This window comes from Nonomuraea longicatena (genome assembly GCF_039525605.1).
GTDB lineage: Bacteria > Actinomycetota > Actinomycetes > Streptosporangiales > Streptosporangiaceae > Nonomuraea > Nonomuraea longicatena.
In genome coordinates, this window is the sequence record NZ_BAAAHQ010000008.1 from 218,100 (window position 1) to 244,534 (window position 26,435).

Annotated in this window: 21 protein-coding genes and 1 pseudogene; 10 read left to right on the plus strand and 12 right to left on the minus strand. The window is 71.0% G+C overall.

What is annotated here, in order from left to right; all coding sequences use genetic code 11:
* The first annotated feature begins 17 nt into the window (after positions 1-17).
* From ABD120_RS10205 to ilvC, 5 genes and pseudogenes are all read left to right on the plus strand, one after another.
* The gene (locus tag ABD120_RS10205) at positions 18-926 is read left to right on the plus strand and encodes a 2-hydroxyacid dehydrogenase (RefSeq protein WP_343949511.1); all 909 of its coding nucleotides are present in this window, start codon (positions 18-20) and stop codon (positions 924-926) included.
* Positions 927-1,175: 249 nt separating this feature from the next.
* Positions 1,176-3,746 (plus strand): putative bifunctional diguanylate cyclase/phosphodiesterase, encoded by a 2,571-nt coding sequence (locus tag ABD120_RS10210; protein WP_343949512.1) that lies wholly within the window; start codon positions 1,176-1,178, stop codon positions 3,744-3,746.
* A gap of 192 nt (positions 3,747-3,938) precedes the next feature.
* Positions 3,939-5,681 (plus strand): annotated as a pseudogene (locus tag ABD120_RS10215) (acetolactate synthase large subunit); the annotation flags it as partial.
* Between the two features lie 5 nt (positions 5,682-5,686).
* Entirely contained in the window at positions 5,687-6,211 is a 525-nt protein-coding gene (gene ilvN, locus ABD120_RS10220; protein WP_343949513.1) for an acetolactate synthase small subunit, read from the plus strand.
* Positions 6,212-6,236: 25 nt separating this feature from the next.
* Entirely contained in the window at positions 6,237-7,220 is a 984-nt protein-coding gene (ilvC, locus tag ABD120_RS10225) for a ketol-acid reductoisomerase (protein WP_343949674.1), read from the plus strand.
* 122 nt (positions 7,221-7,342) lie between these two features.
* On the opposite strand, the gene ABD120_RS10230 is transcribed toward ilvC, so the two are convergent.
* Positions 7,343-8,275, minus strand: a complete 933-nt coding sequence (locus tag ABD120_RS10230; protein ID WP_343949514.1) for an EamA family transporter — start codon at positions 8,273-8,275, stop codon at positions 7,343-7,345.
* Positions 8,276-8,317: 42 nt separating this feature from the next.
* Between ABD120_RS10230 and ABD120_RS10235 the strand changes: the two genes are divergently transcribed.
* Complete coding sequence (locus ABD120_RS10235) at positions 8,318-8,821, plus strand: MarR family winged helix-turn-helix transcriptional regulator (RefSeq protein WP_343949515.1); 504 nt, start codon at positions 8,318-8,320, stop codon at positions 8,819-8,821.
* 122 nt (positions 8,822-8,943) lie between these two features.
* Here ABD120_RS10235 and ABD120_RS10240 read toward each other — a convergent pair whose 3' ends face one another.
* From ABD120_RS10240 to ABD120_RS10265, 6 genes are all read right to left on the minus strand, one after another.
* A complete protein-coding gene (locus ABD120_RS10240; RefSeq protein WP_343949516.1) occupies positions 8,944-9,870 on the minus strand; it encodes a cysteine peptidase family C39 domain-containing protein in 927 nt (308 codons plus the stop codon).
* A 216-nt stretch (positions 9,871-10,086) separates the two neighbouring features.
* A complete protein-coding gene (locus ABD120_RS10245; protein WP_343949517.1) occupies positions 10,087-10,914 on the minus strand; it encodes a CAP domain-containing protein in 828 nt (275 codons plus the stop codon).
* A gap of 295 nt (positions 10,915-11,209) precedes the next feature.
* Positions 11,210-11,665 carry a GbsR/MarR family transcriptional regulator gene (locus ABD120_RS10250; RefSeq protein WP_343949518.1) on the minus strand — a complete coding sequence of 152 codons (456 nt, stop codon included), beginning with the start codon at positions 11,663-11,665 and terminating at the stop codon, positions 11,210-11,212.
* A complete protein-coding gene (locus tag ABD120_RS10255; protein ID WP_343949519.1) occupies positions 11,662-12,459 on the minus strand; it encodes an alpha/beta fold hydrolase in 798 nt (265 codons plus the stop codon). Before ABD120_RS10255 ends, ABD120_RS10250 begins: the two co-directional genes overlap by 4 nt.
* A gap of 142 nt (positions 12,460-12,601) precedes the next feature.
* Positions 12,602-14,143, minus strand: coding sequence for a D-alanyl-D-alanine carboxypeptidase/D-alanyl-D-alanine endopeptidase (gene dacB / locus ABD120_RS10260; RefSeq protein WP_343949520.1), 1,542 nt, complete (start codon positions 14,141-14,143; stop codon positions 12,602-12,604).
* Between the two features lie 88 nt (positions 14,144-14,231).
* Positions 14,232-14,783, minus strand: coding sequence for an FHA domain-containing protein (locus tag ABD120_RS10265; RefSeq protein ID WP_343949521.1), 552 nt, complete (start codon positions 14,781-14,783; stop codon positions 14,232-14,234).
* 88 nt (positions 14,784-14,871) lie between these two features.
* On the opposite strand from ABD120_RS10265, the gene ABD120_RS10270 reads away from it, so the two are divergent.
* From ABD120_RS10270 to ABD120_RS10280, 3 genes are read left to right on the plus strand one after another with little or no spacing between them, the layout of a single operon-like run.
* A complete protein-coding gene (locus ABD120_RS10270; RefSeq protein WP_343949522.1) occupies positions 14,872-15,384 on the plus strand; it encodes a PadR family transcriptional regulator in 513 nt (170 codons plus the stop codon).
* On the plus strand, positions 15,381-16,064 hold the full coding sequence (locus ABD120_RS10275; protein ID WP_343949523.1) for an ABC transporter ATP-binding protein: 684 nt from the start codon (positions 15,381-15,383) through the stop codon (positions 16,062-16,064). The genes ABD120_RS10270 and ABD120_RS10275 overlap by 4 nt, the downstream gene beginning before the upstream one ends.
* Entirely contained in the window at positions 16,061-18,589 is a 2,529-nt protein-coding gene (locus ABD120_RS10280) for an ABC transporter permease (RefSeq protein ID WP_343949524.1), read from the plus strand. Before ABD120_RS10275 ends, ABD120_RS10280 begins: the two co-directional genes overlap by 4 nt.
* Here ABD120_RS10280 and ABD120_RS10285 read toward each other — a convergent pair.
* From ABD120_RS10285 to ABD120_RS10295, 3 genes are all read right to left on the minus strand, one after another.
* The gene (locus ABD120_RS10285; protein ID WP_343949525.1) at positions 18,582-19,337 is read right to left on the minus strand and encodes a class I SAM-dependent DNA methyltransferase; all 756 of its coding nucleotides are present in this window, start codon (positions 19,335-19,337) and stop codon (positions 18,582-18,584) included. The genes ABD120_RS10280 and ABD120_RS10285 overlap by 8 nt on opposite strands.
* Positions 19,292-20,653, minus strand: coding sequence for an MFS transporter (locus ABD120_RS10290; protein ID WP_343949526.1), 1,362 nt, complete (start codon positions 20,651-20,653; stop codon positions 19,292-19,294). Before ABD120_RS10290 ends, ABD120_RS10285 begins: the two co-directional genes overlap by 46 nt.
* A gap of 275 nt (positions 20,654-20,928) precedes the next feature.
* Positions 20,929-21,792 carry a hypothetical protein gene (locus ABD120_RS10295; RefSeq protein WP_343949527.1) on the minus strand — a complete coding sequence of 288 codons (864 nt, stop codon included), beginning with the start codon at positions 21,790-21,792 and terminating at the stop codon, positions 20,929-20,931.
* A 561-nt stretch (positions 21,793-22,353) separates the two neighbouring features.
* Between ABD120_RS10295 and serA the strand changes: the two genes are divergently transcribed.
* A complete protein-coding gene (serA, locus tag ABD120_RS10300) occupies positions 22,354-23,943 on the plus strand; it encodes a phosphoglycerate dehydrogenase (RefSeq protein ID WP_343949528.1) in 1,590 nt (529 codons plus the stop codon).
* Between the two features lie 438 nt (positions 23,944-24,381).
* Here the strand turns inward: serA and ABD120_RS10305 are convergent, their stop codons facing one another.
* Both ABD120_RS10305 and ABD120_RS10310 read right to left on the minus strand, forming a co-directional pair.
* A complete protein-coding gene (locus ABD120_RS10305) occupies positions 24,382-25,245 on the minus strand; it encodes an ROK family protein (RefSeq protein ID WP_343949529.1) in 864 nt (287 codons plus the stop codon).
* Positions 25,242-26,423 carry a sugar ABC transporter permease gene (locus tag ABD120_RS10310; RefSeq protein WP_343949530.1) on the minus strand — a complete coding sequence of 394 codons (1,182 nt, stop codon included), beginning with the start codon at positions 26,421-26,423 and terminating at the stop codon, positions 25,242-25,244. Before ABD120_RS10310 ends, ABD120_RS10305 begins: the two co-directional genes overlap by 4 nt.
* Positions 26,424-26,435: the final 12 nt, after the last annotated feature.

Consider the following 26,435-nt stretch of genomic DNA (forward strand, 5'->3'; position numbering starts at 1 on the left):
GTCGTAAGGTTCTCGGCATGAAGATCTGGGTCCCCTCGGATGCGATGGCGGATGTCCTGTCCGACCTTCCTCGTGTCGAGTGCGTGGTTTATGAAGGCAAGGGCGAGATGCCGGACGACGTGGACGAGGTGGAGGTCTGGGTGCCGCCGCTCGTCCCCGTGCCCGACACGCCCGGCCATCTGGCGCGGATGACCGCGTTGCGCCTGGTCCAGACCGTGACCGCGGGGGTGGAGCCGTACCAGCCGCACATGCCCGCCGAGGCGGTGCTGTGCAACGCGCGCGGCGTGCACGACGCGGGCACCGCCGAGTGGGTCGTCGGCGCGATGGTCGCGGTCCTGCGGGAGTTCCCCGGCTTCGTGGACGCCCAGCGCGCGGGCGAGTGGGCCTACCGTCACACCGGCGTGCTGGCCGACTCCCGGGTGCTGATCGTCGGCCACGGCTCCATCGGCCAGGCGCTGGAGCGCCGCCTGGACGGCTTCGAGGTCGAGGTCGTCCGGGTCGCCCGTACGGCCCGCGACGGCGTCCACGGCATCGGCGAACTGCCCGCCCTGCTGCCGGAGGCGGACGTGGTGGTGCTCCTCGTGCCCGCGACCCCGCAGACCACCGGACTGGTGGACGCGGAGTTCCTCGGCCGGATGAAGGACGGCGCCGTGCTCGTCAACGCCGCCAGGGGCTCGGTCGTGGACACCGGCGCGCTGGTGGCCGAACTCCGCACCGGCAGGCTGCGCGCCGCCCTGGACGTCACGGACCCCGAGCCGCTGCCGCCCGGCCACCCCCTGTGGGACTGCCCCAACCTGCTGCTCACCCCGCACGTCGCGGGCAGCACCCCCGCGTCGGGGCGCCGCATGCTGCGCCTGGTCAGATCACAGATGCTGCGCTACCTGGCGGGCGAGCGCCTCAACAATCTGATCTCCGACACGTATTGAGAGGAATCCGGAACGTGGCTGGCCCGTGACCTTCAGTGCGTACGGTTGTCGTCTACCGGGGTCTCTTGACTCCCAGTCAAGGTGAAACCGGGACCAACTGGTCTGTGTGGTTATCAGATCGGTGACGACATCGGGGTTGTCACCACCCGCGCACCCGACACCACACACACTGTCGATGTGAGGGCAAGCACTGTGATCCGCTGGCGAGACCCACGAACGCCGCTGGCAGCAGCCGCGGCGATCGGTGCTGTGGGTTTCGCCGGCGCTACGGCGGCCGGCTGGCCCGCCCTGACGACCGGCACGATCGCCGGGCTCAGCGCGGCGCTGCTGGCCTCGGTCTCCCTCTTCCTCACCGCCGGCCGCTTCGGCGGCACGGGCGCGCGCTGGCTCGGTTCGGGCGCGCTGGTGTGGTCGGCGGGTCTCGGGCTGCGCTCGGTCGCCGACAGCTCCGGCGTCTTCGTCAGCGTCTCCGACCTGCTCGTGCCCGCGGGCACCCTGCTCATGGCAGCGGGCGCGCTGATCTGCGCCGGGCGGGCGCCCACGCCCAGATCGGCCGTCCGCCACCTGCTCGACGCCTACCTGTGCACCGCCTCCCTGGTGCTGGTCGGCTGGGTGCTGGCGCTGCGCCAGCTCCTCGCCGACGCGGGCGGCTCCTCCTCCCTCGTCTTCACGCTGCTGCCACCGGCGATCTGCCTGCTGGCGACCTTCGCCGCCGCGCCCGCCGTCGCCGGCGGGGCCGTACGTACCTGGCCGCTCGGCCTGGCCGGGGTCGGGGTGCTGGCCGCCACGACCGTCGCGGAGGCCGCCTCCGCCGTCGCCAGGCTCGGCGAGAGCACCCCGCCGACCTGGAGCCTGGTGCTCGCCCCCGTGGCGTTCATGCTGCTGGCGGCCGCCGCCTGGAGCAGGCGGCGGGAGGAGGACGAGCGCCGCCTGCGCGGCGCCGCCTACGCCTCCCAGTTGCTGACGGTGATCCCGCTCGCCCTGGTCGTGGTCGCCACCCTGGTCTACGCGGGCTACTTCGCCGGAGGGCCCGAGCACCGGCCCGCCGGTGGCGTCGTGCTGATCGTCGCCTCCGTCGTCATGGTGCTCGTGCTGCGCCTGTTCGCGCTCGTGACCGCGTACGCGCGGATGCGCAGGCTGGTCCGCCTCGGCGACCGCCAGCTCCGCCAGCTCGCCGAGAGCACCGGCGACGTGGTCCTCATGTGCGACTACGACGGCGTGATCACCGAGATCGGCGCGGGCGTCGAGGTCATCTACGGCTACCGTCCCGAGGAGGTCGTCGGCCGCTCCCTGTTCGACTACCTCCACCCGGAGGACACCCCCGGTATCCAGGCCGCGCTGCACGCCATGGGCCCCGACGAGGTCGAGGACGACCCCGGCGCCTGCCTGGTCGAATGCCGGGTGCTGGCCAGCGACGGCACCTGGCGGCCGTCCGAGTCCGTCGCCACCCGCCACGTCGGCGGCGAGGACCTCCTGCTCATCACCACCCGCGACGTCAGCGACGAGCAGGCCCTGCGCGACCAGGTCGCCCACCTGACCTTCCACGACGGCGTCACCGGGCTGCCCAACCGCTCCTACTTCGCCGAGCGCACCCGCGAGGTGCTCGACGGGCGGGCCGTGGTCCAGGCTGCGGTGATCTTCCTCGATCTCGACGGTTTCACCTCCGTCAACGACTCCGTGGGCCACGCGAGCGGCGACTACCTTCTCGGCCAGGCCGCCAGGCGGCTGCGCGGCGCCGTACGGCCCGACGACACGCTCGCCCGCTGGGGCGGCGACGAGTTCGCCGTCCTGGTCGACACCGGCGGCGAGGCGCAGGTCGCGGTCGACCTGGCCGAGCGGCTGGTGCGCGCGGTCTCGCAGGAACCGTTCCGCGTCGCCGACCGCGACATTGCGCTGACCGCCAGCGTCGGCGTCGCCTTCGCCGAGGACGACACACCGGCCGGCGACCTGATGCGCAACGCCGATGTCGCGATGGCACGCGCCAAAGAGCTGGGCGGGCGGCGCGTCGAGGTGTTCGCCGCGCACATGCACGCCGACGTCGTACGCCGCCTGGAACTCGCCGCCGACCTGCAGCGGGCGCTCATCGAGCAGCAGTTCGCCATCGAGTACCAGCCGGTGGTCGACCTCGCCACCTCCCGGGTCACCGCCGTCGAGGCGCTGGTGCGCTGGTGGCGCGGATCGGTGTTCGTGCCGCCGGAGCAGTTCCTCGGCCCGGCCGAGGACACCGGCCTGATCGTGCCGCTCAGCGAGTGGATCCTGCGCGAGTCCTGCCGCGAGGTGGCCGCCTGGCGGGCCTCCTCCTGGGACATCGGCCTGTCGGTCAACCTGTCGGCCCGGCAGATCACCGCGCCGCGCTTCGTCGAGACCGTCGCGGAGGCGCTGGAGGACAGCGGGCTGCCCGCCTCCGCGCTCACCCTGGAGGTCATCGAGGAGATGCTGGTCGAGGACGCGGAGGAGACCATCTCGCGGCTGTCGGAGCTGCGGGCCCTCGGCGTACGGCTGGCCATCGACGACTTCGGCACCGGTTACGCGTCTCTGGCCTTCCTCAGGCAGTTGCCCGTGGACATGATCAAGATCGATCCGTCGTTCGTCGAGGGGCTCGGCCGCGACGACACCCTGACCCTCCTGACCCGCACCATCGTCCGGCTCGGACACGACCTGGGCCTCATCGTCGTGGCCGAGGGCATCGAACGCCCGGAGCAGCTGGAGCAACTGCGCGAGATGGGATGCACGCGCGGGCAGGGCTTCCTGGTGGCGCGGCCCATGGCGGCCAAGGGTGTGGACTCCCTCATGAGGACTAGTCTGCAGTCCGCACTCTGAGACGACTGTCCAGCAATTTGACACCCATGCCCTGAGAGCGGCTATGGTGTCAGCATGCTTCGCAGTGGGATTCTCGTAGTACTTCGCCGGCGCGCAGGCCGTTAGCGAAGCACGACGACCTGCGCGCCGCCCCAGACCCACCCCCGGTGGGCGGGGCATTTTTTATGTCCTTCAAGAGTCACTCTTTCGAGGAACGAGCCGATGACCGAACGGATGACAGGTGCACAGGCCCTGGTCAGGGCACTGGAGCACGTGGGAGTCGACACCGTTTTCGGGATTCCGGGCGGAGCCATCCTCCCCGCCTACGATCCCCTCTACGACTCGACCAAGGTCCGGCATGTGCTCGTACGCCACGAGCAGGGTGCCGGCCACGCCGCCGAGGGCTACGCCCAGGCGACGGGCAGGGTCGGCGTGTGCATGGCCACCAGCGGTCCCGGGGCGACCAACCTGGTGACCCCGATCGCCGACGCGTACATGGACTCCGTTCCGATCGTGGCCATCACCGGGCAGGTGGCGAGCGCGGCGATCGGCACCGACGCCTTCCAGGAAGCCGACATCTCCGGCATCACCATGCCGATCACCAAGCACAACTTCCTGGTGACCGACCCGGCCGACATCCCCCGCACGATCGTCGAGGCCTTCCACATCGCCTCGACCGGCCGTCCCGGCCCGGTCCTCGTGGACATCGCCAAGGACGCGCTCCAGTCCGACACCGAGTTCCACTGGCCGCCGGTCATGCAACTGCCGGGCTACCGCCCGGTCACGCGGCCGCACTCCAAGCAGATCCGCGAGGCGGCCAAGCTCATGGCCGAGGCCAGCCGCCCCGTCCTGTACGTCGGCGGCGGGGTCCACAAGGCCCGCGCCTCCGAGCAGTTGCTGGCGCTGGCCGAGCTGACCGGCATCCCGGTCGTCACCACGCTGATGGCCAGGGGCACCTTCCCCGACAGCCACCCGCTGAACCTCGGCATGCCCGGCATGCACGGCACCGTCGCCGCCGTCGGCGCCCTGCAGAAGGCCGACCTGCTCATCGGGCTCGGGGTCCGCTTCGACGACCGGGTGACCGGGAAGCTGTCGTCGTTCGCGCCCCACGCCAAGATCGTCCACGCGGACATCGACCCGGCCGAGATCTCCAAGAACCGCCACGCCGACGTGCCCATCGTCGGCGACTGCAAGGAGGTCATCGGCGACCTCATCACCGCCGTCAAGGCGGGCGGCACCGGTTCCTACGAGGAGTGGACCGAGCAGCTCTCCGACTACAAGCGGACCTACCCGCTCGGCTACGAGGAGTTCGCCGACGGGTCGCTGGCCCCGCAGTACGTCATGGAGCGCCTGAGCGCCATCGTCGGCCCCGACGCCTACTACGTGGCCGGGGTCGGCCAGCACCAGATGTGGGCCTCCCAGTTCATCGGCTACGAGAACCCGGGCAGCTTCATCAACTCCGGCGGCCTCGGCACGATGGGCTTCGCCGTACCGGCCGCCATGGGCGCCAAGATGGGCCGACCCGACGCCACCGTCTGGGCGATCGACGGCGACGGCTGCTTCCAGATGACCAACCAGGAACTGGCGACCTGCGCGATCGAGGGCGTGCCGGTGAAAATCGCGGTCATCAACAACGGTAACCTCGGGATGGTCCGCCAGTGGCAGACGCTCTTCTACGATGAGCGTTACTCCAACACCGACCTGAAGACCGCGCGCCGGATCCCGGACTTCGTGAAGCTCGCCGAGGCCTATGGTTGTGTCGGCCTGCGGTGCGAGCGTCCGGAGGACGTCGACGCGACCATCAAGAAGGCCATGGAGATCAACGACGTGCCCGTCGTGGTCGACTTCGTGGTCCATCAGGACGCGATGGTCTGGCCGATGGTCGCGGCGGGCACCAGCAACGACGACATCAAGATCGCCCGGGACATGGCCCCGGTCTGGGAGAGCGAGGACTAGGAGCAATGAGCAGGCACACGCTCTCCGTGCTGGTGGAGAACAAGCCCGGCGTACTCGCCCGCGTCTCCGCGCTGTTCAGCCGACGAGGATTCAACATCGACTCGCTGGCCGTCGGGCCCACAGAGCACGACGACATCTCCCGAATGACGATCGTGGTAAGCGTGGAAGAACTCCCGCTGGAGCAGGTCACCAAGCAGCTCAACAAGCTGGTCAACGTCCTGAAGATCGTCGAGCTGGACTCCTCGCAGTCCGTGCAGCGCGAGCTCATGCTCATCAAGGTCAAGGCCGACGCCGACAGCCGCTCGCACGTGCTCGAACTCGTCCAGCTCTTCCGCGCCCGCTGCGTGGACGTCGCGGCGGACGCCGTGACCATCGAGGTCACCGGCACACCGGACAAGCTCGAAGCCTTCGTGAAGGTCCTTGAGCCGTTCGGCATCAAAGAACTCGTCCAGTCGGGCATGGTGGCCATCGGCCGCGGCGCCCGCTCCATCACCGACCGGTCCCTCAGGGCACTGGACCGTACCGCCTGAAAGGTTTGCAACGCACGTGACCGAGATCTTCTACGACGACCAGGCCGACCTGTCGATCGTCCAGAACAGGGTCGTCGCCGTCATCGGGTACGGCTCCCAGGGCCACGCGCACGCCCTGTCCCTGCGCGACTCCGGCGTCGACGTCCGCGTCGGCCTGCCCGAGACCTCCAAGAGCCGCGAGCTCGCCCAGGCCGAGGGCCTGCGCGTGGTCACGCCCGCCGAGGCCGCCGCCGAGGCCGACCTGATCATGATCCTCGCGCCCGACCACCTGCAGCGCGACATCTTCGCCAACGACATCGCGCCCAACCTGCAGGAGGGCGACGCGCTCTTCTTCGGCCACGGCCTCAGCATCCGCTACGGCCTCATCGAGGCGCCCGAGGGCGTCGACGTCGCCATGGTCGCCCCCAAGGGCCCCGGCCACCTCGTGCGCCGCCAGTACCAGGCGGGTCGTGGCGTCCCGTGTCTGGTCGCCGTCGAGAAGGACGCCTCCGGCAAGGCCATGGACCTGGCCCTGTCGTACGCCAAGGGCATCGGCGGCACCCGCGCGGGCGCGCTGAAGACCACCTTCAAGGAGGAGACCGAGACCGACCTGTTCGGCGAGCAGGCCGTGCTGTGCGGCGGCGTCTCCGAGCTGATCAAGGCCGGGTTCGAGACCCTGATCGAGGCGGGCTACCAGCCCGAGGTCGCCTACTTCGAGTGCCTGCACGAGATGAAGCTGATCGTCGACCTCATGTACGAGGGCGGCGTGTCCAAGATGTACTGGTCGGTCTCCGACACCGCCGAGTACGGCGGCTACACGCGCGGCCCGCGCGTGGTGACAGAGGAGACCAAGAAGGAGATGAAGCGCATCCTGGCCGAGGTCCAGGACGGCACCTTCGCCCGGCAGCTCGTCGAGGAGTTCGACGGCGGCCAGAAGGAGTTCGGCAAGTACCGCGAGGACCTCGCCGAGCACCCGATCGAGAAGACCGGCGCCAAGCTGCGCCCGATGATGAGCTGGCTGAAGGCCTGAGCCGAGCCTGTGACGGGGTGATCGCCGAGCGCGGCGGTCACCCCGTCGGCGTCACGCGGTAGCCCACGCCCGGAGTCGTCGCGATGACCTGCGGTTCGCGAGCTTGCCGGGTCGCGCGGTCGTCATCGCCGGATGCTGGGGACGGGCTGGGCGGTCACCGTCTCCTCCTTCCGGCGGGGGTGCGAGGAGCCGAGCACGACCGCGCCGAGCACGGCGACGGCCCCGACGAGCTGGCCGAACGACAGCGACTGCCCGAGTACGGCCCAGCCGAGCACGGCGGCGACGACCGGGCTGAGCAGAGCGAGTACGGTCACCCGCGTCGGCGCCAGCGTGGTGACCCCACGGAACCAGAGAAGGTACGCGAAGGCCGTACCGATCAGCGTGAGGTATCCGAAGCCGCCCAGGTTGAGCACGGTGAGCTCCGGCGGCGCCCCCTCCACCACGAACATGATCGGGAGGATGACCAGGCCGCCCACCGTCAGCTGCCAACCGGTGAGCGCGAGCAGCGCGGTCGGCCGGCGATCGAAGCCCTCGGGGGTGCCCCAGCGACGTCCGAAGACGGTGCCGACCGACATCACCACCATGCCGCCGGCCGCTGCGGCCAGCCCGAGCGGATCCAGGGCGACCGTCGAACGCAGCACCAGCAGGGCCACGCCGACCACGCCGATGACCGCGCCGAGCAGCGCGCGTCCGCCCGGCCGTTCGCGCAGAAGGAGGAAGGCCAGCCCGGCGACCACGAACGGGCCGAGTGCGCCGAGCACCGCCGCCACCCCGCCGGGCAGCCGGTAGGCGCCGAGGAACAGCAGCGGGAAGAACAGTCCGATGTTGAGGGTTCCGAGCACCGCCGCCCGCCACCACCACTGGCCGGTGGGCAGCGCGGGCCGTCCGGCGAGCAGGGCGACCACACCGACGAGCAGCAGTCCTGCGGGCAACGCGCGCAGGACTCCGGCCAGGAGGGGACGGTCGGGCGGGAGGAACTCGGTGGTCACGAGGTAGGTGGTGCCCCACAGGGTGGGCGCGATGGCGCTGGTGGCGACAAGCCGAACATCTCTCATAGCTAAGTAGCTTACTGCTAAGCTAATTATATGCAAGGTAATATGAGGCCCGTGCAGACCGAGGACGCCGTCGACCGGATCATCCAGCAGTGGGCCCGAGAGCGGCCCGACCTGGAGACCGAGGCGATGGCGGTGTTCGGCCGCGTCTACCGCATCGCGGCGGCCATGGGCGCCAGGCAGCAGGAGGCGTACGCCGCCTTCGGTATCAGCAGGGGCGAGTTCGACGTGATCGGAACCCTGCGGCGCTCCGGCGAGCCGTTCCAGCTCTCGCCGAAGGAGCTCACCTCGATGCTGATGCTGACCTCCGGCGGGATGACCGGGCGCCTCGACCGGCTCGAACGCGCCGGGCTCGTCACCCGCTCACCCGACCCCGGCGACCGGCGGGCACTGGTCATCACGCTGACCGAGCGGGGTCGCGAACTGGCCGACGAGATGGTGGGGGCGGGCCTCGCCATCCAGCGTGAAGCGCTCGAACGGCTCCCCGAACCCGCCCGCCACCACCTCAACGGCCTCCTCCGCGAACTGCTCGCCGTCGTCGACTCCTGAGTCCGCCCCAACGCGAGCCGCTGCCCCTCTGCGAACTGCGGCCCGCCCTCTCGACGGGCTGTTCGCCGTCGTCGGCTGCTCAGAAGGCCCCTGCTGGACGACGCGCGGGAGCCGTGCTGCTGTCAGGCTTCGAGGGTCTTGCGCAGCAGCTCGTACGTCGGGGCCAGGCGGTGCAGGATCTCCACCAGGCTCCGGTCGTCGCCCTTGACCAGCGGGTACTGCATGCTGCCGAGGGTCCTGGCCAGGTCGCGGGCGACCGCGGCGGCGTCGGTCAGTCCGATCAGGTCCAGGCAGACGGCGGCGTCGGCGGCCCGCCTGGTGCCGACGCGCAGGGAGAAGAACTTCATCAGCTCCCGCACCTTCGGATCCAGGCCACCCTCCACCAGTGCGGCCAGCGCGGTCACCGCCTCCGCGCCGTTCAGCGTCCCGCGCGGCATCCGCCGGTCTTCGCGACCGGCCAGCCACCGAACGGCCCCCGGCACCGACGCCCGCAGCGCCTCCAGGGGGTCCACCACGCGGACCCGGCGGAACGCCCGGCGCATCCCGTAGCCCTCGGAGAAGTACTCGACGGTCTCGCCGCGCCACGCCGCCATGAACTCCGCCACCGGGAGCGTGGCGAACGGCTGCCCCTCCGGGTCGTGCATCAGCACGGTGTCGCCCTCGACGCCGAGCACCACGATGTAGTGGTCGCCGGCCGGCAGGTCCAGGTAGGTGAGCAGGCCCATGTCCACCGGCCCGATCAGCACCGGGCCGTCGGCCGCGCGCAGCCGGGCCAGCGCCTGCTCGGGGGTGCCGCCGGTGGTGTGCTCGCAGGTCCAGCCGAGGGCGGCGATGGCGTCGTCCAGGCCGATCTCGGGGTCCCAGCCGTACGGGTCGAACCAGGGCGTTCGACCCCGCACGAGCTGCACGCCGAACGGCGATCCGGTGAGTGTCTCGATGACGGCGGTGGGCGGCGCGGCGGCGCCGAGCATCATCGCCAGTGAGTTGCTGTAGCAGTACGGCCCTGAGCCGGTGTAGTCGACCATGTCCGGCAGTGAACGCGCTGACACGGTGTGAGAGTCAAGCGGTGTGAGAGTCAAGCGGTCCGCGCCGAGGCCGTCCGGAGGGGGTGTGGACGGACGTCGGCGCGGACCGCTTCTCGGCGGGCCGGCCCGGTGACCTCGGTGCGGACGAAGGTCGCCGGGCCCGGCTCGCCGGGAGGGAACGCCGTGGCGGGGTGGATCCGGCGCACTCGGCGCGCGGAGGAGGCCAGGCGTTCCGCGAGGTCAGCTGCGGGCGAACACCTGGGTCCAGTGCGGGCCCTTCGCGTCGTGGCCGACGCCGATGTGGGTGAAGCCGCAGTTCATGATGTTGGCCTTGTGCCCGGGGCTGTTCATCCAGCCGTCCACGACGGCGGCGGCGGTGCGCTGGCCCATGGCGATGTTCTCGCCCCAGGCGCTGACGGGGGAGAAGCCCGCGGCCCTGATGCGGTCGGCGGGGGAGCGGCCGTCCCTCCCGGTGTGGTCGAAGTAGCCCTTCGCGGCCATGTCGGCGGAGTGGCCCTCGGCGGCCTTGTGCAGCTTGGCGTCGTGGACGAGCGGCTTGCAGCCGCCGGAGGCCCGGGCCGCGTTGGTCAGCCGGACGACCTCGTCCTCGATGTCGGAGCCGGGACCGGCGGTGGGGGTGGCGCTGGAGGTGGGCGTCGGGGTGGCGGTCGAGGTCGGCGCCGGCGTCGGGACCGAGTCGCACGACAGGCGGACCGGCTGCGAGCGGTGGGTGTTGCCGGTGGAGTCGATCGCGACCGTGTAGTAGGTGCGGGGGGTCGGGCTGCACCGGGTCCAGGCCACGATGTCGCCGCTGGCGATGCGCTGGGAGCCGCTCTTGAGCGTGCGGTCGATGCCGGGGCCGGCCGCCTTGATGCGTACGCGCAGGAGGGCGGTCTCGTCGCAGTCCGCCCGCTTGGCAGCGCCGCGAACCAGGCCCTGGGAGTCGAGGTACGGCGCGGCCGCGATGACGCGGCACTGCTCGCGCTCTGTTGTCGCTTGGGCGGTGGCGGGGATGGCCAAAGCCGCCAGACCGCCGAGGCAGGAGAGTGCCAGGAGCTGTCTGCGCACGTTGTCCTCCGATGTGGTGAGACGCTGCTTTCGACCCCGAATTCTGGTGTGCCCACTCCCGGAATGTCACGAAAAATCGCCCGATATCTGGAGTACCAGGTGTCCCATTCGTAACACTCTTCTCTTTGATCTAGGTAAACCCGCACCGCCTCTCGTGCGTCGTGGATCATCCACAGCCCCTGTGGGGCCGGGCGATCCGCACCCCGCGCCCGACGTGCGGGCGGCCGTTTCGAGAGATCGACGGCGGCCGGTCGTCACCGGACCTGTTGTCCAGCATTTGAGACAGATTGCGCGGTCAGTTGCCGGGCGCGCGCTCCTGTCTGTGGCGGGCGAGCAACTGGCCGCCGACCTCGACGTAACCGCTGAACAGTCCGATCACGTCGTGCAGCCGTTCCCGCGCCGGACCGTCGGCCACCAGGGCCTCCCCCTCGCGGAGGGCGGCGATGAGGGTCCGGGCCTGCGCGTGGCCCGCCTCCAGGAGCGACTCGATCCCGGCCGCCGCCTCGACCAGCAGCCTGCGGCTGCCGGGCTGCGGGATCGTCCTGGCCAGCCCCCATGAGCCGAGCTGCCGTACGGCGGTGCTCACCGCGCCCTTGCTCAACGCGAGTTCGGCGGCGATGGCGTCCAGGGTGACCGGCTCCTCGCTCACCAGCAGCAGCCCGTAGACGCGGCCGGTGGCGTGCGGCAGGTGCCACGACGCCAGCAGGTCGCCCACCGAGCCGATGAACGCCCGCCGCCTGTCGTCGCTCATCGCAGCCCTCCCAGGAAGTTCTCGATCGCCGCGTTCACCGCGTGCGGAGCGTCCTGGGTGGACAGGTGCCCCGCATCGGGGACGACCACCTCCGCCACGCCCTCCGCCCGCGCCCACCGGGGCATGGCGGAGGCGATGTTGCCGGTTCTGTCGCGTTCACCGCGTATGAGGCACAGGGGCACCGGCGTACGGTATCCGGGATCGGGTGCGAGCAGGTCCAGGGTCGCCCGCCAGATCTGGACGAACTCCCGCTTCGGCACCTGCGCGAAAGCGCGCCGCGCGTCCGCCCGTGCCTCCGGGGTGACGGCGGAGGCGTCGGCCATCAGCGCGGGAAGCCGTCCGGCGGGGACCGCCGACAGCATGGGCGCGGCCGCCTTCAGCAGGAGCCGCTCCGTCCAGGACAGCGCGGCGGTGTTCCAGGTCGAGTCGATGACGATCAGGGCGCGGGCCAGATCCGGATGCCGTTTCACGACGGCCTGCCCGAGGTTGCCGCCGAGGGACTGGCCGACGAGCACCGGGCGTTCCAGGCCCAGCTGCCCGATGAGGGCGAGCAGGTCGGCGACCGCCCGCCGCGCGGTGAACGGCGCACCCGCTGGGCGCGACAGCCCGTGGCCGCGCAGATCCCAGCCGACGACGCGGTATCCACGCCCGGCCAGGTGCCGGAACTGGGCGTCGAACATCACGTGATCGGCCCCGGCGCCATGGGTGAACACCACCGGCACGCCATCGCCGCCGCTGTCGCCGTAGCGCAGGTCACAACCGTCGAGCGAGAGCACGGACGTCAGATTCAGCATATTCACAAAATACTAAATATCGCGCCTGTTGGCACCGGGAGTGCGGGCCCGATAGGCGACAGGGGCAGGCCCGGGAGCCGTACCGTCTTGTCTCATCAGGGCGGGTTACGCCCGCCGCCACGAGGCGGCGGGCGTCAGGCCGTCAGCAGGTGGCGGGCTTCAGCCACGAGCACTCCAGGTCGGAGCCCTCGATGGCAGGGGCCTCGGCGCGCAGGGCGGCCGACACCGGGTTCGTGCGCGAGAACTGCGCCAGCCGAACCGCGATCTTGTCCTCCAGGTCCTTGGGCGACCCGGACAGGTACTGGTTGAGCATGATCGAGAACACCAGCGGCTCGCCGTCGGCGCTGGTCACATACCCCGACAACGCGGTCACTCCGGTGAGGGAGCCGGTCTTGGCCCGGACGTTCCCGGCAGCGGGCGTGCCGCGCATCCGGCTCCGCAGTGTCCCGCCCACGAGCCGGTCGGGGTCGCCCGCGACCGGCAGCGAGTCGTACCACGCGGGGAACCACGGCTTGTCCCGCACCGCCACGAGCAACTGCGCGATCGACGCCGCCGTGAACCCGTCGCGCCGCGACAGCCCGGAGCCGTCGCGCATGTTCAGGACCTGCACCCCGTTGGCGCGCGCGAAGTCGGTGCTGACCTTGAGCCCGGCCGCCCAGGTGCCCTGTCCCGCGACCTTGCGGCCCATCGCCTTGGTGAGGATCTCGGCGTGGATGTTGTTGCTGAGCTTCATGAACGGCACCAGCAGCTCCTTGAGCGGCATCGACTGCCGCTCGGCGAGCCGGCTCGCCCCCTCGGGCGCGGCGCCGGTCGTGGTCCGTCCGACGACGCGCACGCCGTGCTTGGCCAGCGACTTCCGGAAGAGCGAGGCCGAGTACGCCGTGGGGTCGTCCACCGACACCCACTCCTGGTACGGCGTGGCCACCGTACCGGTGACGACCACGGTCCTGGTGCCGTGCTGTCGTTCGATGAGCACGTCGGTCTTCGCCCCGACGGTGGCCTTGTTGACGATCGTGAGGTAGTCGGTCTCCGGCTTGGTGGTGACCTTGACCTCGGACCCGGCGACGGCGGCCGACACGATCACAGAGCCGGCGTCGTAGTCGCGGTCGGGCGAGGCGGTCAGCGCCGAGATGGGCGCCGCGTAGTAGGCGCTCTCGTCGTCCCAGGCCCAGTCGAGCCCGAGGCGTACGTCGTCGAACCAGGTGTCGTCGGCGACGAGCCTGCCCGTGACGACCTTGACGCCCTGGGCGGCGACGTCGGCGGCCAGCCGGTCGTAGTCCTCGGCCAGCATGGTCGGGTCGCCGGTGCCGCGCAGGACGAGGTCGCCGCCCAGCACGTGGCCGGTCTTGCGCCCGGCGCCGAGGACGCTGGTGGTGAACCGGTAGTCGAGGCCGAGGGTCTCGGCGGCGGCCGCCCCGGTGAACAGCTTGGTGTTGGACGCCGGGAGCATGAGCTTGCCCGGCGAGGTGGCGTACAACTCCTCACCGCTCTCGGCGTTCCTCACCTGGACGCCCGCCTGGGCGATGGTGAGCCGCGAGTCTGACAGGATCCGGTCGAGGTCGGCGGCCAGGTCGGCGACCCCTGGGCTGGGGTCGAGCGCGTTGGCGGGGGTGGCCGGCCCGGACGCCCAGGCGAGGGCCGCGACGAGCGCGCCCGTGGCGAGGGTGGCGGTGGTGCGCCGCATGGGTTCTCCAAACAGAGCTGGGGGACTCGTTCGGATCATCGACCAGCAACCACACCCTGTAATCCGCAAATATCCGTATTTTTGGGACCTACTGGTGCAGGGGCTGGGAACTCACCATAAATCCACAGTCCCCGAACGAGACCTCGTCACCCGAGCGTACGCGCGCGGGCCCGACCAGCCGCCAGCCGTTCAGCCGGGTGCCGTTGAGCGAGCCCAGATCGACCAGCAGCCACTCGCCGTCGTCCTCGCGCCGCAGTTCGGCGTGCACCCGCGACACCGTCAGGTCCGACAGCACCAGGTCGCAGGCCGAGCCCCGGCCGACCACGAACCGGATCCGGCTGTCGTCCGGCAGCGCCAGCCGGGGCAGCCGAGGGCGCCGCCACGCCGACTGCAGGCGCGTGGTGAACTCCGACACCGCCGAGACGGCGTCCGTCAGCCGCTGCCTGACCGTGGGTTTGCGCGGGAAATCGGCGACCAGCTCGCTCAGCTCGTGGCTGTTCTGCGCGCGCAGCGCCTGATCCACCCGGCCGACGAAAGTGTCATGGGAGATGCGTCCTTCGGCGGCACGCTCACGGAGCTCGTCGATCGCGCGATCACGTTCCCCGTCGGACGCGCGAAACGGGGGATTCGTCGAGCTCATTCCCCGAGTATCTGCCGCAGGAGCGGGTCGTGTCCAGAATACGGTGATCTCTTGCGAAGGGCATACTCGGTATGCATACTCAGTACGCATGTCGATCAGACACGGAATGCTCGCCCTCCTGAGCCGAGGCCGACGGTACGGCTACCAGCTCCGCCAGGAGTTCGAGGCGTCGACGGGGGCGACCTGGCCTCTCAACATCGGCCAGGTCTACACGACGCTCTCCCGCATGGAACGCGACGGTCTCGTCGAGCCGGGAGCCGCCGACGAGCAGGGCCGTGTCGTCTACACGATCACCGAGGCCGGTCGGACCGAACTGGCGCGATGGTTCAGCACCCCCGTCGGCCAGTCCGACCGGCCTCGGGACGAGCTCGTCATCAAAGTCGCCATGGCCGTCGCCTCGGGCGAGGCGGACGTGCGCGCGGTCATCCAGGCCCAGCGCCGTGCCACGATGCGCGCCCTGCAGGAGCTGAACCGCGCCAAACGCGCGGAAGCGGCCGGAGCGGCGCAGCGGCTCGTCCTCGATTCCGCCATCTTCAAGGCCGAAGCGGAGCAGCGCTGGCTGGACCACTGCGAGGCCGTACTCAAGGAGAACAACGCATGACTGTGGTGGTGAGCCTGCACGACGCCGGACGCGTGCACGACGGAGTCCACGCCCTGAAGGGGGTGAACCTGGAGGTGTCGGCGGGAGAACTCGTCGCGGTGATGGGTCCTTCCGGCTCGGGGAAGTCCACGCTGCTCAACCTCGCGGGCGGGCTCGACCGGCCCACCTCGGGCACCGTCCGCATCGAGGGCGAGGACCTCGCCGGGGTGAAGGACCTCGCAGTGGTACGGCGCGGCCGCGTCGGCTACGTCTTCCAGGACCTCAACCTGATCCCGTCGCTGACGGCGGCCGAGAACGTGATGCTGCCCCGCGAACTCGACGGCGTCTCGGCGGGCAAGGCCAGGAAGGAGGCTCTGGCCGTCCTCGCCGAACTGTCGCTCGGCGACCTCGCCGACGACTTCCCCGAGGAGTTGTCCGGCGGCCAGCGCCAGCGGGTCGCCATCGCCCGCGCCCTGGTCGGCGAGCGGCGCCTGCTGCTGGCCGACGAGCCGACGGGCGCGCTCGACACGGCGACCGGCGACGGCATCCTCGGGTTACTGCGCGGTCGCTGCGACGCCGGTGCGGCGGTGTTGCTGGTCACCCACGAGCCCAGGTACGCGGCCTGGGCCGACCGGGTGGTGTTCCTGCGCGACGGCGAGATCGCCGACTCGACCGACGTACCGCTGGAGAGCGCCCGATGAGCGCCTTCCGGGCCGCGCTGCGCCTGTCCCGCAGGGACGCGCTGCGCGCCAAGGGCCGCACCGCCCTGATCCTGCTCATGATCGGGCTGCCGGTCCTGGTCGTCACCGGGGCGCTGACGCTCTTCGCGACCGCCCAGGTGGACTTGCGCGAAGAGCTGCCGTACCGCCTGGGCGCCGCTGACGCCCACATCGACGCCCTGCACAACGGCCGCCCCGTCAAACAGACCGTTGAGGGAGCGGGCGCAGGTCGCGTGCACATGAGTGACCCCCTGTGGACCACGGAGGCGGTCGCGGCGCTGGTGAAGGGCCGGGTGATCCCCAATAGCACAGTCTGGGTCGACCTGCTCGTCGATGGTGTGCTCAAGGCGGTCGTCGGTTTCGAGGTGGACCTGCGCGAGCCCATGACCAAGGGCATGCGCACCCTGGTCGAGGGCAGGTTCCCGGCGTCCACCGGCGAGATCGCCGTCTCCTCCTCCTTGGCCGAGGCGGGCGGCCGGATCGGTGAGACCTTGAAGGTCTCCCGCAAGGGCGTCCCGCTCAAGGTCGTCGGCATCACCGAGAATCCGGTACGCCCCACCGAGGACGAAGTCTTCGCCCTGCGCGGCGCGATGATGGACAACAACGGCAACGGCGGTGGTACCGGCTGGCTCCTCGACGCCACCGAACCGGTGACCTGGGAGCAGGTGCGGCGACTGAACGCCGTGGGGCTGGTCGTTCAGTCCCGTGCCCTCATCGAGAACCCGCCGGCCTCGGCGCCGGGGGCCCTCCGCTCGGACACTTCGATCACGGCAGATTACGTGGTCATCCTCGGCGTCATGGTGGTCATGGTCGTGATGGAGATCGTCCTGATGGCCGGGTCCGCCTTCGCTGTCGGGTTGCGCCGCCGCAGACACGAACTCGCCGTGCTCGCCGCGCAGGGCGCCTCACCGGCACATCTGCGGCTGGTCGTGGCGGCAGACGGCCTGGTACTCGGCGGGGCCGCCACCCTGGCCGGTACGGTGATCGGCGTACCTGCCGGCCTCGCCGTGCTTTCGCTGCTGAGCCCTTCCGGCCTCGCGCAGGGGCCCGCTGACGTGCCCTGGGGGCAGGTGGTGTCCGTGGCCGCCCTGGGTCTGGTCAGCGGTGTCGTCTCCGCGCTGATCCCCGCCTTCCAGGCGGGCAGGACCGCGCCGGCCCAGGTCCTCGCGGGGCGGGATCCCGCCGGCAGGGATCGTGCGGGGTGGCCCGTTCTCGGGCTGCTTCTCGTGGTCGCCGGAGTCGGCCTCATCGTGAAGCTGTTCGGTGGCAGAGTTCAGTTCGTCATCGCCGCGTGTGTTCTCGTCATCTTGGGGGTCGTCGTCCTCACACCGTGGCTGGTCCGGCGCACCGCCGGGCTCGCGAGCGGGCGGGCGCTGGCGGTCAGACTGGCGGTGCGCGACGCCGTGCGCCATCGGGGGCGCACGGCTTCGGCGGTGGCCGCCGTCATGGCCGCCGCTGCTGCGGTGGTCGCGCTCTCCATCACTCTGCACAGCAAGGGCCAGAACCTGGCCGCCGACGGCAACGACCTGCCCGACGGCGTCTTCACTGTCTCCGGCGCTCTGCTGGATGAGTCGTCGTGGACGCGGGCGCGCGCAGAGGTGGAGCGACGGCTCCCGACAGTCAGGACGGTCGGGGGGTACGCGGTGGTGAACGGCAAGGACGAGTTCACGCTCTCACTCATGCAGGGCCGGACCGGTTACGCGGTCGAGCTCAATCCGGTGGTCGGCGATGGGGAGGCGCTGGAGTTGGCCATGGGCGGGCAGGACGAGCGAGCCGTTCAGGCGTTGAGCGCGGGGAAGGCGGTGGTCTTCAGGCCCGGAGTCGTCAAGGACGGGCGGGTCGGGCTCGGCTACGCCGCCAAGCACACCGGGAAGGGCAAGGTCGTCGAAGTCGAGGCGGTGGAGATCCCGATCGAGGATTCCCATTGGATCTCCGTGATCCCGCCGTCCGCCGTGCGGAAGATCGGGCTCAGCGCGGTTCCCCGGGTGTTGTACGGCCTCCATGACGTGCCGGATCCCGAACGGTTCGCCGGGCAGATCAAGGCGGTCGTCTGGGACGCCGAAGTCCGCTTCCCCTGGGGCGACAACCGTTCCATGGCGATCTGGATCATGGTCGGCGCGGCCGCGTTCCTGATGCTGGGCGGCACCTTCGTCGCCACCGGTCTGGCCGCCGCCGACCTGCGCCGCGACCTGAACACGATGGCGGCGGTCGGCGCCGCACCCCGCACCAGGAGACGGATCGTCGCTGCCCAGGCCGGCTACATCTCCGGGCTCGGCGCGCTCATGGGACTGCTGGTCGGCCTGCCGATGGGACTCGCGCTCGCCTGGCCGGCGGGCGCCGTCACCATCCCAGGCCCGAGCGGGTTCCAGGTGATGTTGCAGGAGCCCACGATCGCGATTCCCTGGTTGCCGCTGGCGCTCGTCGTCGTCGGTCTGCCGCTGCTGGCCGCCCTGGTCGCGGGCCTGTTCGCCCCGACCAGGATGCGGCTGGCGCGCAGGCTCACCTGAGCGTGAGGCGGATCTTCGACTGCTTGTGCGGAAGCTGCTCCCAGTCGTCCATGAGGACCGCGTCCAGGCCATGGCGGTCGGCGAGGGCGAGGAGGGTGTCCGTCCGGTAGTAGAAGTCCTCACGCAGGACCTGGTGCTCCTTGCCCTCGGTCCTGTCGAAGGTGAAGTCGAACCACCCGCCCGGCTTCATCACCCGCCCGACGTGCGCGAAGCACTCCTCGATCACCCCGATCGGGGAGTGCGAGAAGACGCTGTGCGCGTGCACGACGTCGAAGTGCGCGTCGGGCAGGAACGCGAAACGCAGGTCGTGCACCGGCGTCAGGTGCGGCAGCCGCCCGCCCAGGTTGTAGCGGACGAGCGTGTCCTGGGCGGCCAGCAGGATGTCGGGGGAGATGTCCACCCCGTAGTAGTGGCCGCCGTGCAGGTACTCGATGAACAGCCGGCCCGCCCGCAGGTTGCCGCAGCCGATCTCCAGCATCCGGTGCTCGGGCTGCAGCCCGTGGGCCACCAGATAGTCGAACTGCATGCGGCCGACGGCCAGCCAGCGTTTGTGCGACTTGCTGCCGACGGCGGCGCGCGCGCCTCTGGCGGTGTCCGAACGCATGACGGCCCGGTAGTAGCCGACGTGGTCGCTGGTGCGCATGCGCAGCCAGCTGTCGCGGGCCAGCCGCCGCAGGTGCGGCAGCACCCTGCCCGGATGGTTCACGGCATAGCGGGCCTGGTGGATGAGGCTTGATCGGTCGTCCATGGGGTGTCCCTGGGTAGGCGGTACTGCAGCGTCATCAGCACCGACAACACGATGATGACGGCGGGCACGACGGTCTGCCCGACGAGGACGGCCGTCACCGCGCTGTCCGGTTGTCTCACCGGACTACTCGGGTCGGACTCCAGGAAGCCACCGATGGTCAGCACCGCGCCGAAGGCCAGGGCTCCGAAGGAGGAGACGGCGCTCTCGATCGCCGTCCACAACCCGGTGAAGACTCCGGCCCGCCGCTTTCCGGTCATGCCCGCATCCACAGCTATCACGTCGGCCAGCATCGAGAACTGCAGGAGCTGGACGCCGGCGATTCCCGCGCCTACCAGGAACATTGTGGCGTGAGCGTACAAGCTGCCCAGGAGGGGGGTGGCGGCGCCCAGAGCGGTGCCGCCGGCGTACACACAGGCGGCGATCACCATCGCGCCGCGCTTGTCGAAGCGGCGCGACAGCCGTACCCACAGCGGCATCGTCAGCAGCAGCGGGCCGACCAGGGCCGCGAACAGCGTGGACGTCGCGCCCGGGGTGTCCAGGGTGTAGGCGGCGAAGTAGGGGGCGGCGGCCAGCATCATGCCGACGGCCAGCATCTGCGTCGAGGACAGGACCAGCAGCCACCAGAACGGCTTGTTGTGCCGCACCTCCTTGATCTGGTCGAACAGCGTGCCGGGGTCGGGGTCGGGGGCGCCGGTCATGGGGGCGCGGGCCGTACCGAAGAAGGCGCCGAGCATCGAGGCGAGCATGATCAGCGCGATCGTGACGGCCATGAGGCGGTAGCTGCCCAGGGTGCCGTTGGCGCCTTCGGAGGCGACGATCGCGGGCGCGAGGATGCCGCTGATGCCGGTGGCGGCGCCGATGAAGACCATGCGCCACTGGAGCAGGGAGGTGCGCTCGTGGTAGTCGTCGGTCATCTCGGCGGGCATGGCCTTGTACGGGACCTCGAACAGGGCGTACGCGGTCGCGGCGAGCAGGAAGCAGACCCCCACGTAGATCGCGGCCGGTACGCCGCGCAGGGGCGGGCCGGCGAAGACGAGGGCGAAGGCGATCGGCAGCGTGCACGCGCCGGCCAGCAGCCAGGGGCGGCGGGGTCCCCAGCGGGAGGTGGTCCGGTCGGACCAGCGGCCGATGAGCGGGTTGACCAGCAGGTCCCAGACCTTGGGGGCGGCGACGATCGCGCCGGCCAGCCAGGGGGGGACGGCGAGGAAGTGGGTGAGGTAGTAGAGCAGGAGCAGACCGGGCACGGCGGCGAAGGTCGCCGTGCAGAAGGATCCGACTCCGTAGCCCAGCCGCACGCGTGCCGTCGGCGCGATCATGTCCTCATTGAACCCAGCCCGCAGTGGTTGGGGTAGGCCCAAGACTCTCCGCCACGGCCCCGGTGGTGGCTCTCTTCGGCACGCAGTGGTGGGTCGTCGAACTCTTCGCTACGGCAAGCCGCCCCCACGCCTCCAGCCGTACCGGGCGTAGGGCCTCCAGGGCGCCACTCGCCGCTCACGCTCCCCGCCGCGACGACGCCCTCTTTCCCGCCGAGCACGGCCGACGGAGCGCTGCCGTCAACCGATGGCGCCGGGCGGCGGTGTGTCGTCGGCGGTCAGTCGGCGACGCTGGCGCAGACCACGTGGGCGCCGATCTCGACCATGCGCTGCTCGCTGCGGGAGTCCGCCACGCGGGCCATCAGGATCGGGGCCCCGCTCGCCGCGAACTGCGGCAGGCGGGCGCGGGCGTCGCGATGGAGGTCGCGGACCACGTCCTCGGCGGCCGACATGTGGACCTTCACGTGCAGCATGATCCCCGGGGCGCCGGACGCCGTCCTGGCCTCGGAGATCCACACGTGGTGGACCAGCGGATAGTCGTCCAGGAGCAACGCGATCGCCCTTCTGAGCGCGGGCAGGATCGGGTGCGTGCAGCGCCGGTAGCCGGGATCGACCTGCTGCATCGGGCCCGACAGATGCGGACGCGGCGCGGGCACCCACGCCTGCGCCGGAGCCTGCGGCATCGCGGGCTGGGGCTCGGGGCGGTGGAACATGTCGCCGCCGTGCGACACGGTCGCCATCGCGCCGGTCGCGTACGCCGCCGGGATCGCCACCGACAACGCGGGCGTGGGGCCGGTGCGGGTGGTGGTGAGGAAGCGTTTGAGGTCGTCGATGGGCACGGCGGCCGCTGCGGGGCCGGCCGCGTCGATCACGATCTCGCGGACGCCGGTCACGCGCTGGATGTCCAGGATCGTGTCGGCGTCGCAGGCGGACAGCGAATGCGTGCCGCGATGGCGGGCATAGGTCATGGGGCTGGTGTAACCGAGCAGCACCCGGTCACCGGCTTGGGTCGTGCCGAGCACGACGGAACGGTCGGGGCGCACCGCGACCAGGACTCCGCTGTCGGCCAGGGCGGCCAGCAGACGGTGCGGGCCGCCGTGCTGGACGAGCACGTCGGCAAGGGCGGGGTTCCCGATGCTCATATGACGAACCATAGGTAGTCGGCCACGGCTTATCAGGCTAATAGCCAATAAACGTCCCGATCAAGACCGACTTTCCACGCCTTGAGGTAAGCGCCCTTACCCACCTCCGAACATAGGACCATCCCATGCGCGAGGGGCGCGAGGGGCGCGAGGGGCGCGAGGGGCGCGAGGGGCGCGAGGGGCGCGAGGGGCGCGAGGGGCGCGAGGGGCGCGAGGGGCGCGAGGGGCGCGAGGGGTGAGGCGCGTGGAGCGCCAGAGGCGCGAGGGTTGTGGCGGCGCCGGGCGGTCGGGAGTGGTGCGGCGAATGCGGCGCCGTCGTACGGCGGCCCGGCGTGGGCCGGGGCCGGGGGTAAGGGCGGAGTCGTAGCGGTGGGGAGCCGGCGGCGGGGAGGAGCGTGCCCCTGGAGGCCGGAGGGGAGGGCGGCGGATGGGGGGACGGCGGCCGGGCCGTAAGGGAGAGAAAGAATGAGACCCACATCTCAAATACCGACACCCTCGTGAACGCGTTCACAAGCGCGGATAGACTTCTCGGGTCTCAGCAGCCCGCCCTAAGGATCGCCAGTGAACAAGCCCGTCGTCCTGGTCGCAGAGGAGCTGTCGGCAGCCGGCCTCGCCGTGCTGGAAGCCGACTTCGAGGTCCGCCACACCGACGGCGCCGACCGTTCCCAGTTCCTGCCCGCCCTCGCCGGCGTCGACGCCCTGATCGTCCGCTCCGCCACGCAGGTCGACGCCGAGGCGATCGCCGCGGCACCCAAGCTGCGCGTCGTGGCCCGCGCCGGCGTCGGTCTCGACAACGTCGACGTCGAGGCCGCCACCAAGGCCGGCGTGATGGTCGTCAACGCCCCCACCTCCAACATCACCAGCGCCGCCGAGCAGACCGTCGCCCTCATCCTGGCCAGCGCCCGCAACACCGCGCAGGCCCACGCCGCCCTCAAGAACGGCGAGTGGAAGCGCTCCAAGTACACCGGTGTCGAACTCGACGAGAAGGTCGTCGCGATCCTCGGCCTCGGCAAGATCGGGCAGCTCGTCGCCCAGCGCCTGCAGCCGTTCGGTGTCGAGCTGATCGCCTACGACCCCTACCTGCCCCCGGCCCGCGCCGCGCAGATGGGCGTGCGCCTGGTCAGCCTGGAGGAGGCCCTCAAGCAGGGCGACTTCATCACCGTGCACCTGCCCAAGTCCAAGGAGACGCTCGGCCTCATCGGCGACAAGGAACTGCACGAGGTCAAGCCGAGCGTCCGCATCGTCAACGTGGCCAGGGGCGGCATCGTCGACGAGAGCGCGCTCTACTCCGCGATCAAGGAGGGCCGCGTCGCGGGCGCCGGCCTCGACGTGTTCGCCAAGGAGCCCTGCACCGACAGCCCGCTCTTCGAGCTCGACCAGGTCGTCGTCACCCCGCACCTCGGCGCCTCCACGCACGAGGCCCAGGAGAAGGCCGGCACCCAGGTCGCGCGCAGCGTGAAGCTGGCGCTCGCGGGCGAGTTCGTGCCCGACGCGGTCAACGTCCAGGGCGGCGCCGTCGCCGAGGACGTCAAGCCGGGCCTGCCGCTGGCCGAGAAGCTCGGCCGCGTCTTCACCGCGCTGGCCGGCGAGGTCGCCACCAAGCTCGACGTCGAGGTGCGCGGCGAGATCGCCGCCCAGGACGTGCGGGTCATCGAACTGGCCGCGCTCAAGGGCGTCTTCGCCGACGTCATCGAGGAGCAGGTCACCTACGTCAACGCCCCGCTGCTGGCCAAGGACCGGGGCATCACGGTCGAGCTGGTCACCAGCTCCGACAGCCCCGACTGGCGCAACGTGGTGACCGTGCGCGGCGTCCTCGCCGACGGCCGCCAGGTCTCGGTCTCCGGTACGCTCTCGGGCCCCCGCCAGGTCACGAAGATCGTCGAGGTCAACGGCTACGAGATGGAGATCGAGCCGACCGCCCACCTGTCGTTCTTCACCTACACCGACCGCCCCGGCATCGTGGGCGTCGTCGGCAGGCTGCTCGGCGAGCAGGGCATCAACATCGCCTCCATGCAGGTGGCCCGTGACGTCAAGGGCGGCAAGGCGCTGATCGCACTGACCGTCGACTCCGCGATCCCCGCCGACGTCGTCGAGCAGATCGTCCAGGAGATCGGCGCCGACAGCGGCCGCTCGGTGGACCTCGACGACTGACGTCTCGCCTGCGGATGTCCTGGCGTCTCATCATTTGAGATGCTAGGACATCCGAGGAAAACCTCGGGGTACCCTGACGAGTGATGCGCCAGGTTCTCGTACTCATTACCTGCCGCGGCGGGGCCTGTTAGGGCAGGTCGAGCTCCCGCCGCGGAGAGCGGTGTGGCGTCGGCCGGTAAGTCCCTTCTCGCCTGGTCCGCAACCCGGATCACGAGATCAGGCCCGGTCGGGTTCGCGACCGGGATCCGACACCTTCCATCGCCCGCTCATCCGAGACGAGAGATCACCATGTACGAGATGTATCCCTGGAACCGCGCCGACGAGCACGAGGACGAGGCCGCCGAGGCCGTCCAGTTCGCCCTCGACCGTCGCGACAACGGCGGCACGCCCGACCGCTGACCACTCACCAAAGCGCGCCGCGTCCATCACCACCGGCCACTACAGCGCCGCGTGCGCCAGCGCCAGCGCGCCCAGCAGGGGTGCGTCGTCGGTGAAGCGCGCCGGACGCACCTCGGGAGCGAACGGCACCGCCCGCTCCAACTCGGCCACCAGCCTCGGCATGATCAGGTCGGCGGCGCCCATCATGCCGCCGCCGACGACCAGGCGCTCAGGGTCGAGCATCACGCACAGGTTCGCCATGCTCATCGCCAGCGTCCGCAGCGCCGCGTCCACGAGCGGGCGCACCTGCGGCAGCGCGCCGTCGTAGCCCGACAGCACCTCGGCCGTGGTGACCTCCCTGCCGAGCAGCGCGCTCGCCCGCCGCGCCAGGCCCGAGCCGGAGATCCGCTCCTCCAGCGGCACGTGCCCGTCGGCGAAGGCCGGCTCGCCCGGCTCGATCTGCAGGTAGCCGATCTCGCCCGCTGCGCCGTGCGCGCCGGGCACCACCCGGCCGCCGACGACCAGCGCCGCCGCGAGCCCCGTCCCGAGATTCAGGTACAGGCCCGTGGAGACGCCGCGCAACGCGCCCCACCGCAACTCGGCCATGGCCGCGGCGTTCACGTCGTTGTCGATGGCCACCGGGATGTCGCCGAACTCCTCCGCCAGCAGCCTCGGCAGTTCGAGCCCGTCCCACCCCGGTACGTTCGGCGACAGCCGTACCGCGCCCTCCCAGATCACGCCCGTGGTGGAGAACCCCACGGCGGCCGGGGCCGGATCGAGCCGCCGCGCCACCGCGAGCGCCCGCGCCAGCGTGTCCGGCCCGGTGCTGAGCCGCTCCCGTACGGTCACCGTCGGCCCGTCGGAGTCGGAGACACCGATCGCTACCTTCGTGCCGCCGACGTCGATACCGAGGACCTGGCTCACCTGGTGGCGCCCTTTCTGGCGAGGGAGTCGATCGCGACCGCGAGGGCGAGCACCGCCGCGGTCACCATGAGGCGGACGGAGGAGTCCACGCTGAGCAGGAACATACCGTTGGTGATCGACTGGATCACCAACACCCCCAGCAGCGCCGCGTAGGCCCGCCCACGCCCGCCGAACAGCGAGGTGCCGCCGATGACGGCCGCCGCGATGGCCATGAGCAGGATGTCGCTGCCGCCCGACTGCTGGTTCACCGCCGACAGGCGGCTGGCCGCGAGGATCCCGCCCGCCGCGACGAGTGTCCCGCCGAGCGTGAACGCGAGGATCCGGATGCGGTTCACGCCGATGCCCGCCCGCCGCGCGGCCTCGGCGTTGCCGCCCACGGCGTACAGGTGCCTGCCGAAGGCGGTGTGCCGCAGTACGAGGTCGAACCCCACCACCAGCACACCGAAGATCACCAGCAGCAGCGGTACGCCCCGGTCGGCCGACATCACCACCACGGCCGCGCCGAGCACCACCGCGAGGCCCGCCGCCCTGGCGGGGGCCCACCACACCGGCGACACCGGCAACCCGGCCGAGGCCCGCGCCCGCCGTACGGCGAGGCCCGCCCCGGCCGTGCCCGCGACCAGCGCGAGCACGATCGCCCAGGCCAGCCAGCCGGGCAGCCAGGTGTCGCTGAGGCCGGAGACGAACCCCGAGAACGGCAGGTTGATCGTGCCGCCGTCGCGCAGCAGGAACAGCAGCAGTCCCAGCCAGCCGATGAACCCCGCCAGGGTGACCACGAACGACGGCATCCGCAGCCGGGTCAGCATCAGCCCGTGCAGCAGCCCGACAGCCGCGCCCGCCAGCAGCCCGGCGCCGATGGCGAGCACCGGCGGCCACGCCTGCTTCACGTGCAGGATGGTCATCACCGCCGCGCACAGGCCGCTCACCGACCCGGCCGACAGGTCGATCTCGCCCAGCAGCAGGACCATGATGATGCCGAGCGAGATGGTCCCGGTCGCGGCCATCTGCAGGGCCAGGTTCGTCAGGTTCTCCGGCGACAGGAAACGGTCGTTGAGTGTGCTGAACACGATCGCGATCACGACCAGCCCGCCGACGACGGGCCACGCACCGACGTCTCCCTGCCGCAGCCGGTCGAGCGCCACCCTCGGCGTGTACGGCACCAGCGTGTCCGCGCTCATCGGCGCCCTCCG

What these genes read in the sequence shown, in the direction of transcription:
- ABD120_RS10280 (WP_343949524.1), top strand. Translation starts at nt 16,061, where the DNA reads ATGAGCGCCTTCCGGGCCGCGCTGCGCCTGTCCCGCAGGGACGCGCTG.
- ABD120_RS10235 (WP_343949515.1), top strand. Translation starts at nt 8,318, where the DNA reads ATGAGGCCCGTGCAGACCGAGGACGCCGTCGACCGGATCATCCAGCAG.
- ABD120_RS10270 (WP_343949522.1), top strand. Translation starts at nt 14,872, where the DNA reads ATGTCGATCAGACACGGAATGCTCGCCCTCCTGAGCCGAGGCCGACGG.
- ABD120_RS10230 (WP_343949514.1), bottom strand. Translation starts at nt 8,275, where the DNA reads ATGAGAGATGTTCGGCTTGTCGCCACCAGCGCCATCGCGCCCACCCTG.
- ABD120_RS10255 (WP_343949519.1), bottom strand. Translation starts at nt 12,459, where the DNA reads ATGCTGAATCTGACGTCCGTGCTCTCGCTCGACGGTTGTGACCTGCGC.
- dacB (WP_343949520.1), bottom strand. Translation starts at nt 14,143, where the DNA reads ATGCGGCGCACCACCGCCACCCTCGCCACGGGCGCGCTCGTCGCGGCC.
- ABD120_RS10205 (WP_343949511.1), top strand. Translation starts at nt 18, where the DNA reads ATGAAGATCTGGGTCCCCTCGGATGCGATGGCGGATGTCCTGTCCGAC.
- ABD120_RS10290 (WP_343949526.1), bottom strand. Translation starts at nt 20,653, where the DNA reads ATGATCGCGCCGACGGCACGCGTGCGGCTGGGCTACGGAGTCGGATCC.
- ABD120_RS10275 (WP_343949523.1), top strand. Translation starts at nt 15,381, where the DNA reads ATGACTGTGGTGGTGAGCCTGCACGACGCCGGACGCGTGCACGACGGA.
- ABD120_RS10295 (WP_343949527.1), bottom strand. Translation starts at nt 21,792, where the DNA reads ATGAGCATCGGGAACCCCGCCCTTGCCGACGTGCTCGTCCAGCACGGC.
- ABD120_RS10285 (WP_343949525.1), bottom strand. Translation starts at nt 19,337, where the DNA reads ATGGACGACCGATCAAGCCTCATCCACCAGGCCCGCTATGCCGTGAAC.
- ABD120_RS10310 (WP_343949530.1), bottom strand. Translation starts at nt 26,423, where the DNA reads ATGAGCGCGGACACGCTGGTGCCGTACACGCCGAGGGTGGCGCTCGAC.
- ilvN (WP_343949513.1), top strand. Translation starts at nt 5,687, where the DNA reads ATGAGCAGGCACACGCTCTCCGTGCTGGTGGAGAACAAGCCCGGCGTA.
- ABD120_RS10250 (WP_343949518.1), bottom strand. Translation starts at nt 11,665, where the DNA reads ATGAGCGACGACAGGCGGCGGGCGTTCATCGGCTCGGTGGGCGACCTG.
- ABD120_RS10265 (WP_343949521.1), bottom strand. Translation starts at nt 14,783, where the DNA reads ATGAGCTCGACGAATCCCCCGTTTCGCGCGTCCGACGGGGAACGTGAT.